The sequence below is a fragment of the Mucilaginibacter ximonensis genome, assembly GCF_042686265.1.
Taxonomy (GTDB): Bacteria; Bacteroidota; Bacteroidia; order Sphingobacteriales; family Sphingobacteriaceae; genus Mucilaginibacter; species Mucilaginibacter ximonensis.
This window is the reverse complement of the sequence record NZ_JBHUPD010000001.1, coordinates 1,561,294-1,577,870: the sequence shown is the minus strand read 5'-3', so window position 1 is coordinate 1,577,870 and position 16,577 is coordinate 1,561,294. Positions and strand designations below refer to the sequence as shown.

Here is a 16,577-nt window from a genome sequence, read left to right as displayed (position 1 = left end):
CTGATTACTTAGCAATAATTTTGAACTCAGTACGCCGGTTCTTCGCACGGTTCTCGTCATTGTCATTAGAGGCAATAGGCTGCGTTTTGCCATAGCCCTTAAATACCATTCGCGACGGATCTATCTTGCCACTGATGAGGAAATTATAAACTGATTTAGCCCGATTTTCAGAGAGCGTCTGGTTCAACTCATCGTTACCTACATTATCCGTGTGTCCCGAAATCTCTATTTTAACCGTAGGGTTCAGCTCCATAAATTCAATCAGTTTTTGCAATTCGGCTCTTGAATCGGGCTGTAGCTGGTATTTGTTGGTGTCAAAGAAAATGTTCTTTAAAATCACTTTATTACCTATTTCAATAGGTTCCAGCAAAGCAGTTATAAAAAACGGGTTGCTTGAAGTATGCCCTACCAGCGAGAAATTATCTGAGTAAAACAAGTAGCCTGATTTGGATATGTTAAGCCCGTAATTTTTACCGGCAGTTATGGTTGCCAAAAAATCTCCCTTATCGGCCGAGCTAAAGTCACGGTAAACCGGATGATTGTTTTCTAAAGCGATGATCTCGACAGCGGCCTCCAAAGGTTGATGTGACTTAGCATCGCTAACAAAACCTTTAACATAAGTTACCATATGCGGGCGCAGATCTGGCGGCATCTCAAAAGTATAAATATCGAAACCGCCATAGCCGTCTAACTTGTTTGATGAAAAAAACGCATAGGCGCCCCCGGCTGTTAAGCTTAGTCCGCTTTCATCGCCATTGGTATTGATAGGATAGCCAAGGTTTTTAGGTACCTGCCACTTGCCATCTTTTGCTAACCGGCTCACAAATAAATCCTGGTTACCCATACCCGGCCAGCCATTTGAGCAAAAGTAAAGGGTACTGTCGTCGGGATGTATAAATGGTGACTGTTCATTATTAGGCGTGTTTACATTAGGGCCAAGGTTTTCCGGCTCGCTCCAGCCTTTATCGGTCAGGGTTGACTTCCAGATATCATACCCGCCGTAACCGCCCTTGCGGTTGCTCACAAAATATAAGGTGCGCCCGTCGGCGCTGATAGACGGTTGCGACTCCCAGCCTGAGGTATTAACCGGCGGACTCAAACTAAATGGCTTGCCCCAGTCGTCGTTCTTTTTTGTGGTAACATAAATATCGCAACGCCCTTTACCATCCGGCCGGTTACATCCTGTAAAAAATAGAAACTTACCGTCTTGCGATACCGATTCAGAACCCTCGTTATAATTAGGTGTATTAATGCGGTCGCTTAAGTAAACTGCTTTCTGCCACTGGTTATCAACTTTATTAGCCTGATAAAAATCCTCGTTCTGGGCTATTTGCCTGGTAAAAATAATAGTCTTATCATCGGCGGTTGATACCGGTGAATATTCATCGGCTGCAGTGTTGATATTGGGCCCCATATTAATGGGTTTAAACGGGACAGGGTGCTGTAATGCATCGATAGCAAAAATACAGTCTTTTAAAAGCTTTTGTGCATAGGCGCGGTCAGCATCAGCATTGTTAGGTAACGCCATGAATTTTTGCAAATGTGCCTGAGCTTCCGGGTACTGGGCTTCTGATATCTCCATATCAGCAATTTTCATATATATGGCCCGGCTGAAATTAGGATTTAAGATAATAACCTTTCTAAATTCATTAATAGCTGCCTTGTTATTTTTAATTAGATGAAGGGTGTTACCCAGCAAGGCGTGGGCTTCGACAAACTTGTCATCGGCTTTGATAGCCTTTTGAAGAAGGTCAATTGCTTCCGGGAAACTATGTTCATCAATAGCCTGGTTTGCCAGCGCATAATTCTTGATAGCCTCCTGGTTGGTAGTGGAATAGGGCTGTTGTGCAAATGCAATACCTGAAAGAAAAAGCAGTAAAAATGTAAGTATTACATTTTTCATGTGGTTAGCGCTTTATATATCACGCTAATTTAGTACTTATTAAGGGATATTTAAGTATTTATGCGTTTGTAAAGATATTTCCCATTTCGGGTTATTCATTACGTAATCTACAATAAGCGGGGTCATTTCTTTAGCCTTCGACCATTCTGGTTGAAGATATAATTTGCAGTTAGTCGATACAAGTTTAGCGTATTGCTCGGCAAACTCAAAGTCAGATTTATTGAACACAATAACCTTCAGCTCGTTAGCATGCTGCGCGATATGCGGCATAGGGCCTTTAAATTTTTTTGGCGACAGACATATCCAGTCCCAATGGCCTGATAGCGGGTAAGCGCCCGATGTTTCAATAAAAGTTTTGATGCCTTTACCCTGTAGCTGAGCAGTCAGGTAATCCAGGTTATAGATAAGCGGTTCGCCGCCCGTTACTACTACCGCTTTTCCGGGAAATTTTTCGGCATTCGCAACAATGGTATCTGCCGCGGTAAGTGGGTGTAATTCCGCGTCCCAGCTTTCTTTAACATCGCACCAATGGCAGCCTACATCGCAACCGCCCAGGCGGATAAAATAAGCAGCTTTGCCGGTATTATATCCCTCGCCCTGGATTGTGTAAAATTCTTCCATTAAAGGAAGCAACGTGCCGTCTTCCGGAACCTGGTGTGCCATAAGGCCGCAAAGGTACGCTTTTGAGGTTAAAGCAGAAAGCGGTTGAGCTAAAAGCAAAAAGACCAAAGCATAAAGCGACACTATTTTGACCAATATGGATTTTTTTAGGCACAAAAGCTTTAAGCTTTAGTCTTTTTGCTTTCAGGTTTATTAACTAGCTTTGATATAGATGAAGAAACGTTACCTGCTTATATTTTCATGTCTGTTATTTTGCCTTACCTCATGTGTGGACATTGAGGAGCAGTATGATTTTAAAGCAGATGGTTCATGTAATGTAGTTTCAGGTTTTGATATGAGTAAAGCCATAGCTGTTTTCAAAAATATAATATCAGATTCAGTTAAGCAAACTCCTCAATTTAACCTGGTTAAAGATACCACCATGAGCTTTTTGGCGGCTATGCCTGATAGCTTGGAGGCCAAACTTAGTAAAGATGAATTGGCTCTTGCCGCTAAAAGTAATTTGTCTATCAAAATGGATCTGCAAAAAAGCATCATGAAAGTTAATATCACCCATATAGCTAAAAATGCAGATGATCTGAAATATTATCTTGAACATGTGTCGAAAATATCCATGAGCAGCCAGCTCGATGCGGTAACAAAAAACAGCAAACAGGTAAGAGGGTATGACGCGCAACAGCTAATTGCCGGACAGGATTATTATGATTATGATGTAACTCCGCACAAATTTTACCGCATTATCGATAAAGCCAAGTTCAACGCCTTCCTGAAAAAAACACAGAATACGCTCGTAATGGCTAAGGCCATGCTTATTGACATGCCTTACAAGGTAATTTTAAACTTTGCTAAGCCCGTTAAAAAAGTAAACAATCCCAGAGCTATTGTCTCTGCTGACAGGCGCCACGTAACCCTGATCACCAGCATGGACGACGTGATCAAGGACCCCAACATCATGAACCTGAAGATCGACTTTTAATGCTATGACCTGGTATAAAGTTCCTGACTTTCCGGATACCGACAAGCCATTTCTCAGGAAAGTAAAAGTTAACGGCAAAGGTATTTGTATGGTTGGTTACGAGGGTAATATCTATGCTTTATCGTCAACCTGCCCGCACGCCGGAGGCGAACTTGCCGGCGGCTGGTGCAAAGATGGCAAACTTATTTGTCCCCTGCATCGTTATTCGTACGATATTCATACCGGTAAGGGAGATCCTGGCCAGAATGATTATGTAGATGTTTATCCTGTTGAAATAAGAGAGGATGGCGTCTACATTGGAATAACTTCTTTTTTTGAAAAACTTAAACAGGCCTTTAAATGAGCATTATAGCTATAGATACACTAACGGACGACTTTTACAAGACAATCAGCTTTAAAAACAGTGTAACGCCCGACGTTACTACTCTTCATTCGATATTTCATGGTGCCGGACTAATGGTAAATAATACTGCTCAGGAAGCGGTACTATATACTGCAGAATCTTTTGTGCAAGATATTGAGTCGCGCATTGCCCTGGGCGAAATTGCTCAATTTACGCAACGCGAAATTTATTCGAGAACCGAACTGTTTGGCAAAGTAGCGCAGCGTATTAGTGTTTACGAATACAGTTTCTACGATTATGAACAAGACCGCAATCCGCGAGGTATCAACTTTATACAATATGTTAAGATAGGAGAGAACTGGAACATTACCTCAATGGTCTGGAACGACGAGAATGAGGATTACCAGATTCCAGAGGATTATTTGGCGGGGAAGATGTGAATAGTTGATTGGAAGAATGGTTGATTAAGTTAGCTAAGTAAACTAATTACTTAATCTAACCTAATCAACCATTCAACTTTTATTGATACACTTCCTTCTTAGCCGAAGCCAAAGTATTTTTTAACAAGCCAATAATCGTCATTAAACCAACACCACCAGGTACCGGGGTTATCCACGATGATTTTGGCGCTACACCTTCAAAATCGACATCACCATAAAGTTTGAAGCCTGATTTGGTAGTTTCTGAAGTTTCACGGTTCATGCCTACATCAACAACAATAACACCTTCTTTCACCATATCGGCAGTAATAAAATTCTTTTTACCAATGGCCACAATCAGTATATCGGCGTCAAGCGTGAATTTCTTGATATCAGGTGTGCGGCTGTGGCAAATAGTTACCGTGCAGTTGCCTGGGGTGGTATTACGCGCCATCAAAATGCTCATTGGCGAGCCAACAATATTGCTGCGACCAACAACTACACAATGTTTGCCTGATGTATCAATGCCATATTCCTTGAGCATTAAAGTAATGCCATAAGGCGTAGCCGGAATAAACGACGGCAAGTTACGCTGCATGCGGCCCAGGTTAATGGGGTGGAAACCGTCCACATCTTTACGATGGTCAATGCGCTCAGTCACTTTCTCCGGGTCGATATGTTTGGGTAGAGGAAGCTGTACAATAATACCGTCTATATCAACATCGGCATTTAGCTCTTCAACTTTTTTTAATAGCTCGGCCTCGCTAACCGTATCCTCATAGCGTACTAATGTCGATTTAAAACCAACCTTTTCGCAGTTTTTCATTTTGCTGGCCACATAAGTCTCGCTGCCACCATCATGGCCAACCAACACAGCTACCAAATGCGGCTTGCGGCCGGTGGTTGCTAATATTTGCGCAGCCTCTTCGGCTATTTCAACTTTAAGTTTTTCTGATACGTATTTTCCGTCGAGTAATTTCATTACTGAGATTTGAGATTTGAGACAGGAGATTTGAGATTTCCCTCAACCCTAATCAGCAAATCGGTTATAAATTGTTATAACTTGAAATACGGATTTGAGTCATCTCACGTCTCAAATCTCATATCTCACATCTAATTAATCCAGTTTCAACACCGCCATAAACGCACTCTGAGGTATTTCTACGTTACCCACCTGGCGCATGCGTTTTTTACCGGCTTTTTGTTTCTCTAACAGTTTACGCTTACGCGATATATCGCCACCATAACATTTAGCGGTAACGTCTTTACGCATAGCCTTAACAGTTTCGCGAGCTATGATCTTGGCGCCGATTGAAGCCTGTATAATGATCTCAAATTGCTGACGCGGTAAAAGCTCTTTCAGTTTCTCGCAGATCTTTTTACCAAAATCGTACGAGTTGCTGCGATGTATCAGTGATGATAATGCATCTACCGGCTCAGAGTTTAAGCGGATATCTAGTTTTACCAGGTCGCTGGCTCGATAGCCAATCTGGTGGTAATCAAAAGAGGCATAGCCTTTTGATATGGTTTTTAGCTTGTCATAAAAGTCGAATACAATTTCGCCCATCGGCATCTCGAACACCAGCTCTACGCGATCTGAAGTCAGATACGATTGGTTCACAATCATACCGCGTTTTTGAATACACAAAGACATCACAGGGCCAACAAAATCGGCCTTAGTGATGATGGTAGCCTTGATGTAGGGCTCTTCAACCCGATCTATCTTACTTGGGTCAGGCAGGTCAGACGGGTTATTTACCGCCATTTCGTCGCCTTTGGTGGTATAAGCCAGGTAAGATACGTTAGGAACGGTAGTGATCACCGTCATGTTGAACTCGCGCTCCAGGCGCTCCTGGATAATCTCCATGTGCAGCATGCCCAAGAAACCGCAACGGAAACCAAAGCCCAAAGCGGCTGATGACTCCGGCTCGAAAACCAAAGAAGCGTCATTCAATTGCAGTTTAGCCATTGACTCGCGAAGCTCTTCATAATCCTCGGTGTCAACAGGATAAATACCTGCAAATACCATAGGTTTAACCTCTTCAAAACCCTGGATACCTTGCTCGCAAGGGCGGTCAATAGTGGTGATGGTGTCACCAACTTTTACTTCCCGCGCTTCTTTAATGCCTGATATAATATAGCCTACATCGCCGGTTTTAATGACGTCTTTAGGTAATTGTTTTAATTTTAGGGTGCCAATCTCATCGGCAATGTATTCGCGCTCGGTAGCAACGAATTTTACACGATCGCCTTTTCTGATTTCGCCGTTTACAACTTTAAAGTAAGCAATGATACCGCGAAACGAGTTAAACACAGAGTCGAAGATCAAAGCTTGCAGCGGAGCTTCAGGATCGCCAACCGGAGCCGGCACACGTTCAACTATGGCCCGCAGAATATCATGCACACCCAAGCCTGTTTTGCCGGATGCTGCCAGGATTTCCTCGCGTTTACAACCAATAAGGTCGACGATCTGATCTTTCACTTCCTCAGGCATAGCCCCCGGTAAATCCATTTTATTCAATACCGGGATAATCTCCAGATCGTTCTCTAAAGCTAAATAAAGGTTGGATATGGTTTGAGCCTGTATGCCCTGAGCCGCATCAACAATCAGCAAAGCGCCTTCGCAGGCAGCAATTGAGCGTGACACCTCGTATGAAAAATCAACGTGTCCGGGCGTGTCAATCAAGTTGAGCACATATTTCTGGCCGTCAAGCTCATAGTCCATTTGTATGGCATGGCTTTTTATGGTGATACCGCGTTCGCGTTCCAGGTCCATATCGTCCAGTAATTGGGCCTGACTTTCGCGCTGGGTAATAGTGTTAGTATACTCTAATAACCTATCGGCAAGGGTACTTTTACCATGGTCAATATGCGCTATGATACAAAAATTACGTATGTGCTTCATTCAGCCGCAAAAATAGTTTTTTTGAGCGATAAATTTGTATGCCGTGAGCGATTTACCTAACTTGATTGACCATTACTAACACCACTATGAAAAGACTGACTATTGCAATGCTTGTGCTTATACCCTTTTTAAGCCAAGCGCAAAAAGAATACAAAGCATCAAATGGAATAACATATCACGTAGGGGACACCCTGCGACTGGGACTTGGCTCAAAGGCCGACGGCTCATTTTTATATGTAGAAGATAAAGGCCCTTTAGGGGGCTTAGGGCCATTTGGTAATATTGGTCCCGGCAGAAGCCAGCCCGCCCGCAGCCTGCCTAAGGACTTTGCCAATGTAGGTGCTGTGATTAAAAGCATTACTAAAACTTCGGCCAATGGTGTTTCAAAATACGCTTTTAGCGTAAATCCTGGCGGGCCGATGCGCTATACGGTTTACATTGATGATGCCATAGCCGCCTGCGAGGTGAGACCCTGTAAAAGCGATGCCTCTGCCGCTGCAACTACGACAGGGGCGGTAGCCGATGAGATCAAAAAATTAAAAGTGCTGCTTGACTCGGGCGCTATCACAAAATCAGAATATGACGCACAGAAAAAGAAACTATTAGGAGAATAAATGGCTTGATATACAAAAGAAAATGCCTTCCGCAAATGGAAGGCATTTTCTTTTGTATATCAAGCTGTGTTATTTAAACAGGTGATATTACTGAGGGCCGCCACCAAAATTACCACCGCCGCCGAAGCCGCCACCGCGTTGACGATCGCCACCGCCGTTGCCGCCACGGTCACCTCTTCTAAACTGGCCCCCGCCATCATCCTGTATTGGCGCACGGCCCGCAAATTTCTGCAAACGCAGTGAGAAACTTAGCATGTAGTAACGGCCCAATCTGTTAACGCTGGTCTGCGTAACACTGGCGCCATTAGCGGTGTATGAGAAACCTGTGTTTTGGTTAAACAAATCAAATGCTGCTAAACGGATAGTTGCCCGGTTTTGCGCCAGGAACCTGCGTTCAATATACGCACTCAAAATGTTGGGGTTAGTAACCGGGATTGAATAACCTGAGTTGATCTGTTTGGAGTAGTCGTAGCTTACAGTCCAGTCGCCAAAATAGTTTTTGCCGGTTAAACCCAGTGTTAAGGCACGCACGTTGGTGTTTTGGGCCAACGCGTTATTTCCGGTAAGCGAGTTATCGGTTTTGCTTATGGAATAGTTCACACTGGCTTGGGCATCAACTTTATCCTGCAGGTCTAATCTGAACCTTGCTCCGGGTGTAAAAGTTAATGTTTTTGATATGTTTTTCAATGTAGGGCTTTGTACGTTATTGCTGTCAACCATATCTACAAAGCCGGGATATTTTGAATAGTTGATGTTGCCATTAACACTCACCGTATATTTGCGGTCATCCCATGGTTTTGAAAATAACGCCTGCGCTGAAGCAGAGTAGTAGCCGTCGGAGTTTAAATAACGGGTTAAGGTTGTATTGCTAAAGTTTTTCAAAGACGGATCTGCCGCTAACACAGCCGAGCTTAGCCTACGGTAAGTAGTAGTACGGGTTGCTACGTAATCGTTTACCTGGCTAAATTGTGTATTTAAAAACAAAATATTACCGGTGGCTAAACCAAAAGAGTTGTAACGCAACGACAGGTTATTAGTGAATGACTGTTTAAGGTCAGGGTTACCTTGTACCGGGTATGAGGCGCTTGACAAATCGACAACCGGCTGTAACTGGTTAAATGTTGGCTGTGTGGACGAGCCGTTATAATTAAAGCTCAATGATTCATTTCTTGAAAAGTTATACAAGAAGCGTGCAGCCGGAACTATGTTGGTTTCGGTGCGATGCGTATTAATGTTGTTGGTAATTGAGCGGCCATCCAGTGTTGAAGGCTGCACACCCAAACCTAAAGTGTAATTATACTTGGTATCAATCACCCTGAAATTTAACCCTACACGGTTGGTTGTAAAGGTGTAATTATAATTGTTACTCAGCAACGTATAATTATTATATGTATTAGCTGCTGATAAAGTATCAGTCTCTTTATCGTTTGAGGTATAAGAGTGATTATAGTTGTAGTTTAACTCTAAATACGAAATTTTGCCAAGTGGCTCCATGTATGATAGGTTACCGCCAAACGAGGTGGTACGGTTATCAGTATTGATTACCTGGTTAATAGGCACGTTTGGCGTACCTGCAGTGTAATTTAAAATTGGGTTGCTATATGAGTTACTGGTTGATGTATTTATTTGCGCGTATAAGCTAAAATTGCGCCCGCTTTTTGCAAAACGGTGATTATACAGCAAGTTTGTACCGAACGACGGCGAGTGCGACCTGCTAACCAGATTAGTGGTGTATTTTTGCAGGGTGGAATCTCTAAGGCTGTAATTTACATTCTCCAATGAACTTGAATTGGTGCTCGAATAACTAAATGAAGGCGATACTTTCAAATAGTTAATAGTATCGGGCTTGTATTCCAGGTTAAACGTAAAACGATGGTTTATCGGATTGTCATTAGCTTCGGTGTGATTGGTGGTTTTTGTTCCGGCGCCGATATTGGTTTGCAAATTATCGCTTTGCGTAAATGTTGAGTTGTCAGAAAAACTATAGCTGCCATAAACAGATATATATTTGCCCCATTGGTCGCGGTAGTTTGTGCCAATAGCACGCGCAATGGTAATACCATCTTTAGTGCTGGCCAGGCCATTGCCGCCGCCGCGCTGAGCACGACCACCGCCACCGCCGCCAAAACCGCCGCCGCCGCCGAAGCCACCACCGCCAAAGTTAAAGGTATTGGTGTTAGTGTTGTTAATATTGCCTAAAACGGTAATCTGCCGGGTGCCTTTAAAATTCAGATAATTCAGTGATCCCAGATAGCGCATAGCATCACTTACTGCCGGCTGGCCGTTTATAGCTGGCGCCTGGGGTAAAGCATCGCGCCCTATGCCTGCGTTAGTTTGCAGGGAATATCCATAGTTTTTATCCTGGCGGATAGTGAAATTTAAAATTTTATTGGGCTCGCCGGTTTTAATGCCGGTGAGGTTGGCCTGATCGCCATAGTCGTCAATGATCTGGGCGCTTTCCAGCAAATCGGCCGGGAAGTTTTTAGTTACCGACTGAACGTCGCCGGCCATAAAGTCTTTACCGTTGATGCGTACTTTGGTAACCGTTTTACCCTGTACGCTCACGTTGCCGTTTACATCGACATCAACACCCGGCATCTTCTTTAAAACATCCTCAACCGGCGCATTTGCACGAACGGGATAAGCCGCAATTTTATAGGTCACAGTATCTTCTGTGAATTTGACAGGGTTAATACCTACAATGGTAACCTCTTTTAATTGTCTGCTTTCGCCTTTTAAAATAATGGGCGGCACAAGCAGGGTAGTATCGGTCGGCGAAAAGTTAAAGTGTTTGATAACACCCTGATAGCCAATGGTTGATACATAAAGGGTGATTTTGGTGCCTTTAATGTTTGATAATAAAAACTTACCGTCAAGGTCTGTACCTACCTGTAAGCTGTCGCCAAGGTCGGTTATTACTTTTACGGTTACTGCCGGAATACCCTGTTTGGTGGTGTCGATAACCGTTCCGCGAACGTTATGTGTCGACTGTGCAAATAAGCTTCCCGTCAGGCAAAATATCAGCAATAGGGAGATAAAAATAAATTTCATAATGGAATGTGTGGTACGTTTAGTTAAAAAGATTTTTGCTTTAAAATCATTCGGATGCAAAGGTTCAACTTAAATTACTATTAATAATTATGGTTAATACTATTGTTACATTAAGCGCCCGTAATAGTTCTATAATACCATAATTGTTACATTGGCGTACTATAAATCAACTATATCAGCAATTAAACCTTATAGCGTGATGCTAGTTTGAGCTTTCAAACTCTTCATCTACGCTTTCACGCAGGTCATATAGCAGCCACTGTTTTTTTGCGATAGACTGTGACTTTGATTCGAGAAGGTTAATGAAATCTTTAACACCTATGGGCTCATTGCCGTTTCCGTGAATGAGTACAATACTACCGGCCTGCGGCTGCTGTCCCTTTGCTAACCAGGCATCAGTACCTACGGTGATCAATCCAAAATCAGACGAGATTTTGTTGACCAGATGCTGATCAGAAACCAAGCCTGGAAACCGGAAGAAAACTGAAGGCTGCAGACCATTTTTAAGCATGGCTTTCTCGGTCTCTAAAACCTCGTAATTAATATCGGTACCGGGCTCCAGTAAAAAGTTTTCTTTAAGTGGTAACGTTTTACTAACGCGATGATTGAACGAGTGGTTTATCCAGGTGATGTATATCTCATGATTACGCTCCATCATTTTAAGCCAGTCGAGGTCTTTGGGATGCTGGCGCATCCAGATGCCGGTAACAGACAGAGCGATAGGGACGGGCTTTTCTACTTTTTGAAACTCAGTGAAGAGATCGGTGAATATCTTTTTGTCCAGCGGGCGGTGCGAGGGGCAAAGATCGGCAGTTAAGCTAATGCCAGCCTCCTTCGGCATACCCATTTCAATACCCGCATTCTGTATATTAGCCGACTGCTTTTCGGCTTTAGCTAATGCTTTTTGATAGGGCGATGTGCCAAATATGTCGCGCACCTGCGTCATCGTCATATCTTTTACCTGGTAATATTTTGGTTCGTCGACCTTGGTTTCTAAAGTCTGCGGATTTACCATCAGCATATAATCCCTGCCTGCATTCTCGAATTTGCGTAAGATGATCCAATCCTGCGGGAAACGTTTAGCCCATCCGTATGCCACCCGGTAATTTTGAATTTTTAAGTAATTGGCCTCGCCACTGGCTGTGAGGGTAAAGCCAACTATTGTTAAAGTGATCGAAAAAAAATTAAAAACGGTTCTGGTCATGGCTTTTGAACTAAAAGCAATTAAAAATGTTTGGTCAATTAATTAACTAATGGTGATATTTGAGTTTTAAAGCTCACAAAACTACGTATGACCAGATTATCTGTCAATATTAATAAAATAGCAACCCTTCGAAACTCGCGCGGGGGCAACAACCCTAACCTGATACAGGTTGCTAAAGATTGCGAACGTTTTGGTGCCCAGGGTATAACTGTGCATCCCCGCCCTGATGAGCGCCACATACGCTATGCTGATGTTTATGAGTTGAAAAAGATAGTCACCACCGAGTTTAACATTGAAGGCAACTGTCAGGAACAAAAATTTGTAGACCTGGTATTGGCTGTAAAACCCGAACAGGTTACGCTGGTGCCTGACGCATTGGGCCAGATTACCTCAAACCATGGCTGGGATACTATCAAAAACCAGGATTATCTGAAAGAGATCATCGCTGTGTTTAAAAAAGCAGGCATCCGCGTATCAATATTTGTTGATCCGGTTGTGGAGATGGTTGAAGCTGCCGCAACAACAGGTACCGACCGTATTGAACTATACACAGAAGCTTATGCCCACCAATATTTAAACAATAAAGACCTTGCTGTTGCCCCTTATATCAAGGCAGCAGAGACCGCGCATCAACTGGGCTTAGGCATTAATGCCGGCCACGATCTGGATTTGAATAACCTGCAATTTTTCGCCCAAAACATAACGTCATTGGACGAGGTTAGCATCGGCCATGCTTTGGTTAGCGATGCTTTGTATTTGGGATTGGAGAACACGGTACAGATGTATTTGAGACAGTTAGCCAAATAGCAAACCTATTATCAAAAGGGGTGTCATGCTGAGGCTCTCGAAGCATGCGCGTTGGCCTAATAAAACGAACAGGCCTGCGCTCACTCTTCGACGAAGCTCAGAGTGACATCCTTTTTTGTTCATGGCAGTTTATTATCTCAAATATTATACGCGTACGTTTTCTTAATCTCCTTCAACACAAAGGCGCTGTTCAATAAGCCAATGTTATTGATCTTGGATAGCTTGTAGCGTATAAAATCGTGATATTCATCGATACTTCCTACGTTGATTTTGAGCAAGAAATCTATCTGCCCGGCAATATGGTAGCACTCCTGTACCTCGTCGAGCTTTAATATTTCTTCCTCAAATTTGTCAATATATTCTTCATGGTAACGCATGGAAACCTGGCAGTAGCTGGTAAATGAATTATTAACCAGGTTTTTGTCCAGAATAGCTACATACTCTTTAATATAGCCGGCATTTTCCAGCCGCTTAATACGTTCGTAAACCGGCGATATGGTGAGGTTTAATTTCGCGGCCAGCTCTTTGGTAGTGACCTTGGCGTTTTTCTGTAATTCGCGTAATATGCTTTTGTCAATTTCGTCTATGCCGTCCATCAGGATAATTTTTCTAAGATTGCAGGTAATAATTATTATTCAAAGATATTTTTTATAAAATTATAAACTTTTGCAGCAAAATTTACCGATACAGTTATGTTTATTCAATAAAAAATCTTTATTACGTAACTTTGGCGGGGAATACTATTAAGCAGGCAGAAATGAAATTAAATACCAAGTACGAGGAAAAATTTGAGGGCAGGCACATTGCTCCGAACGAAGCGGACACCGCCGAAATGTTAAAAGCCACAGGTGTAAAAGCGCTTGAAGAGCTGATAGACCAAACGGTACCCGCCAAGATCAGATTAAAAAAACCGCTTAACCTGCCTACAGCAAAAAGCGAGTTTGCCTACCTTAAAGACCTTAAACAAACAGCATCAAAAAACAGAGTAAACCGAAGCTATATTGGCCAGGGTTATTATGATGTGATTGTACCAGGTGTTATTCAGCGTAACATTTTGGAAAACCCGGGATGGTATACGCAATACACACCTTATCAGGCTGAAATTGCGCAAGGTCGTCTGCAGGCACTGCTAAACTACCAAACCATGATCATTGATCTAACCGGTATGGAAATTGCCAATGCATCATTGCTTGACGAAGGTACTGCTGCTGCTGAGGCTATGTTTATGCAATATACACTGCGTAAAAAAGACAGCGCCAAAGTATTCTTTGTTTCTGAAGAGCTGTTTCCGCAAACTATAGATATTTTAAAACTACGTGCAGAGCCTTATGGCATTACCCTGCAAATAGGCGACCACCGTACCGTTGAACTAACCGACGATATGTTTGGGGCCATTGTACAATACCCGGCCGGTAAAGGTCAGGTGTACGACTATAAAGACTTTGTAGCTGCCGGCCACGATAAAGGCATTAAAACCACCGTTGTTGCCGACATTATGAGCCTGGTGCTGTTAACCCCTCCGGGCGAGTGGGGTGCCGACATTGTAGTAGGTACAAGCCAGCGCTTTGGCGTACCGATGGGCTTTGGTGGCCCGCATGCTGCCTATTTTGCAACAAAAGAAGAGTACAAACGCTCTATACCCGGCCGTATTATTGGTGTGACCATTGATAGTGCCGATAACTACGCCCTGCGTATGGCTTTGCAAACCCGTGAGCAGCACATCCGCAGAGATAAAGCTACCTCAAACATTTGTACTGCGCAGGCTTTACTAGCTATCATGGCTGGTATGTATGCTGTATATCATGGCCCGCAAGGTTTAAAGCTGATAGCTGAGCGTATTCACGGTTTGTCTATCCTGCTGAGTGAAAGCCTGGAAGCATTAGGCTACAAACAATTAAACGACTCATACTTTGATACCATTAAGTTAGACCTGGGTGATCTGGTTGGATCCATTCACGCTGAGGCCCTGAACAACGATATCAATTTTAATTATAATGGCCCGGTAGTTACTATCGCTGTCGATGAAACTACTACTCCGGACGACATCAAAACGCTGGTTCACATTTTTGCCAAAGTAAAAGGCAAATCGGTAAACGATGTTGATTTTGAAGGCTTGCAAGCTAATTTAGAAACTGTGATCCCAGCGGGACTACAGCGTACCTCTGCTTACTTAACGCACGCTGTTTTCAACAGGCATCATTCTGAGCATGAGATGCTGCGTTACATCAAATCGCTGGAAACAAAAGATCTTTCGCTTTGCCACTCGATGATCGCTTTAGGGTCATGCACCATGAAACTTAATGCAACTACCGAGATGGTACCGGTTACCTGGGCCGAATTTAGCCGTATGCACCCATTTGCGCCTGTCGACCAAACAGGCGGTTACATGCAAATATTTGACGAGCTTAACCGCTGGCTAAGCGAGATAACCGGCTTTGCAGCCATGAGTTTGCAACCAAACGCCGGTGCGCAGGGCGAATACGCAGGTTTGATGGTTATCCGCGCGTATCATATCGACCGTGGCGATGCGCACCGTAATGTGGTATTGATCCCGTCGTCTGCACATGGTACCAACCCTGCATCTGCAGCTATGGCCGGTATGAAGATAATTGTGGTTAGATGCGACGAGAACGGTAACATCGATGTAGCCGACCTGAAAACTAAAGCCGAAGAGCATAAAGACGACCTATCGTGCCTGATGGTGACTTATCCGTCAACTCACGGTGTATTCGAAGAATCAATTATTGATATCTGCCAGATCATTCATGACAATGGCGGTCAGGTTTATATGGACGGTGCTAACATGAATGCGCAGGTTGGCTTAACCAGCCCGGCTACCATTGGGGCTGACGTTTGTCACCTTAACCTGCACAAAACCTTCTGTATACCTCACGGTGGCGGCGGCCCCGGTATGGGCCCTATTGGTGTAGCCAAGCATCTGGTGCCTTACCTGCCTGGTCACGCTGTGGTTGATATTGATAATGGTAAAGCTATCCATGCAGTGTCGGCAGCGCCTTGGGGTTCAGCTTCAATCCTGTTGATCTCGCACGCTTATATCGCTATGATGGGCACTGAAGGTTTAACTAATGCTACTAAATACGCAATCCTAAACGCCAACTATATCAAAGCTCGCTTAGAGAATCATTACCCGGTATTATACACTGGCTCGCATGGTCGTTGTGCGCATGAGATGATCTTAGACTGCCGCTCATTCAAAGCAGCAGGCATTGAGGTTGTTGATATTGCCAAACGTTTAATGGATTACGGCTTCCACGCGCCAACCGTGTCCTTTCCGGTTGCAGGCACGGTAATGGTTGAGCCTACCGAGTCTGAACCTAAGCATGAATTAGATCGTTTCTGCGATGCAATGATTGCTATTCGCAAAGAGATTGCTGAAGTTGAAGCCGGTAAGTCTGACAAAGCCAATAACCCGCTTAAAAATGCGCCACATACCGCTGCCGTAGTAACCGGCGACGATTGGAACAAACCATATAGCCGCCAAAAAGCCGGCTTCCCGTTGCCTTATGTAGCCGCTTACAAATTCTGGCCGTCAGTTGGTCGTGTTAACGATACCTATGGTGATCGTACGCTGATCTGCTCGTGTCCTCCGCTAACAGATTACGAGTTTGAGGAAGCCGAGGTGACTACTCCTGAATATGGAACATAATAGCCTGATTTCTAAATAATAATATTATGGGGCTGATGATTGTAATGATCGTCAGCCTTTTTTTGTT

General features: G+C 43.6%; 13 protein-coding genes. 6 read left to right on the top strand and 7 right to left on the bottom strand.

Annotated features, from left to right (window positions below; all coding sequences use genetic code 11):
* Nucleotides 1–4: 4 nt before the first annotated feature.
* The gene (locus tag ACFS5N_RS07150) at nt 5–1,903 is read right to left on the bottom strand and encodes an OmpA family protein (RefSeq protein WP_377183684.1); all 1,899 of its coding nucleotides are present in this window, start codon (nt 1,901–1,903) and stop codon (nt 5–7) included.
* A 39-nt stretch (nt 1,904–1,942) separates the two neighbouring features.
* The gene (locus tag ACFS5N_RS07145) at nt 1,943–2,566 is read right to left on the bottom strand and encodes a 7-carboxy-7-deazaguanine synthase QueE (RefSeq protein ID WP_377183682.1); all 624 of its coding nucleotides are present in this window, start codon (nt 2,564–2,566) and stop codon (nt 1,943–1,945) included.
* Between the two features lie 169 nt (nt 2,567–2,735).
* On the opposite strand from ACFS5N_RS07145, the gene ACFS5N_RS07140 reads away from it, so the two are divergent.
* The 3 genes from ACFS5N_RS07140 to ACFS5N_RS07130 are packed head-to-tail and all read left to right on the top strand — an operon-like array spanning nt 2,736 to nt 4,283.
* On the top strand, nt 2,736–3,500 hold the full coding sequence (locus ACFS5N_RS07140) for a hypothetical protein (protein WP_377183680.1): 765 nt from the start codon (nt 2,736–2,738) through the stop codon (nt 3,498–3,500).
* Between the two features lie 4 nt (nt 3,501–3,504).
* The gene (locus tag ACFS5N_RS07135) at nt 3,505–3,843 is read left to right on the top strand and encodes a Rieske (2Fe-2S) protein (protein WP_377183678.1); all 339 of its coding nucleotides are present in this window, start codon (nt 3,505–3,507) and stop codon (nt 3,841–3,843) included.
* Nucleotides 3,840–4,283 carry a hypothetical protein gene (locus ACFS5N_RS07130; RefSeq protein ID WP_377183676.1) on the top strand — a complete coding sequence of 148 codons (444 nt, stop codon included), beginning with the start codon at nt 3,840–3,842 and terminating at the stop codon, nt 4,281–4,283. Before ACFS5N_RS07135 ends, ACFS5N_RS07130 begins: the two co-directional genes overlap by 4 nt.
* A gap of 79 nt (nt 4,284–4,362) precedes the next feature.
* Here the strand turns inward: ACFS5N_RS07130 and ACFS5N_RS07125 are convergent, their stop codons facing one another.
* Both ACFS5N_RS07125 and lepA read right to left on the bottom strand, forming a co-directional pair.
* Nucleotides 4,363–5,244 (bottom strand): bifunctional 5,10-methylenetetrahydrofolate dehydrogenase/5,10-methenyltetrahydrofolate cyclohydrolase, encoded by an 882-nt coding sequence (locus ACFS5N_RS07125; protein ID WP_377183674.1) that lies wholly within the window; start codon nt 5,242–5,244, stop codon nt 4,363–4,365.
* Between the two features lie 135 nt (nt 5,245–5,379).
* Nucleotides 5,380–7,167, bottom strand: coding sequence for a translation elongation factor 4 (lepA, locus tag ACFS5N_RS07120; RefSeq protein WP_377183673.1), 1,788 nt, complete (start codon nt 7,165–7,167; stop codon nt 5,380–5,382).
* A gap of 86 nt (nt 7,168–7,253) precedes the next feature.
* On the opposite strand from lepA, the gene ACFS5N_RS07115 reads away from it, so the two are divergent.
* A complete protein-coding gene (locus tag ACFS5N_RS07115) occupies nt 7,254–7,781 on the top strand; it encodes an SHOCT domain-containing protein (RefSeq protein ID WP_377183670.1) in 528 nt (175 codons plus the stop codon).
* 87 nt (nt 7,782–7,868) lie between these two features.
* Here ACFS5N_RS07115 and ACFS5N_RS07110 read toward each other — a convergent pair whose 3' ends face one another.
* Together ACFS5N_RS07110 and ACFS5N_RS07105 are read right to left on the bottom strand one after the other, a co-directional pair.
* Nucleotides 7,869–10,832: an outer membrane beta-barrel protein gene (locus tag ACFS5N_RS07110; protein WP_377183668.1), complete on the bottom strand. Its 2,964-nt coding sequence runs from the start codon at nt 10,830–10,832 to the stop codon at nt 7,869–7,871.
* A gap of 202 nt (nt 10,833–11,034) precedes the next feature.
* A complete protein-coding gene (locus tag ACFS5N_RS07105) occupies nt 11,035–12,036 on the bottom strand; it encodes a polysaccharide deacetylase family protein (RefSeq protein WP_377183666.1) in 1,002 nt (333 codons plus the stop codon).
* 87 nt (nt 12,037–12,123) lie between these two features.
* On the opposite strand from ACFS5N_RS07105, the gene ACFS5N_RS07100 reads away from it, so the two are divergent.
* Entirely contained in the window at nt 12,124–12,843 is a 720-nt protein-coding gene (locus ACFS5N_RS07100; RefSeq protein ID WP_377183664.1) for a pyridoxine 5'-phosphate synthase, read from the top strand.
* A gap of 137 nt (nt 12,844–12,980) precedes the next feature.
* On the opposite strand, the gene ACFS5N_RS07095 is transcribed toward ACFS5N_RS07100, so the two are convergent.
* A complete protein-coding gene (locus ACFS5N_RS07095; RefSeq protein WP_377183662.1) occupies nt 12,981–13,439 on the bottom strand; it encodes an Lrp/AsnC family transcriptional regulator in 459 nt (152 codons plus the stop codon).
* 161 nt (nt 13,440–13,600) lie between these two features.
* On the opposite strand from ACFS5N_RS07095, the gene gcvP reads away from it, so the two are divergent.
* Nucleotides 13,601–16,510: an aminomethyl-transferring glycine dehydrogenase gene (gcvP, locus tag ACFS5N_RS07090; protein WP_377183660.1), complete on the top strand. Its 2,910-nt coding sequence runs from the start codon at nt 13,601–13,603 to the stop codon at nt 16,508–16,510.
* Nucleotides 16,511–16,577 lie beyond the last annotated feature (67 nt).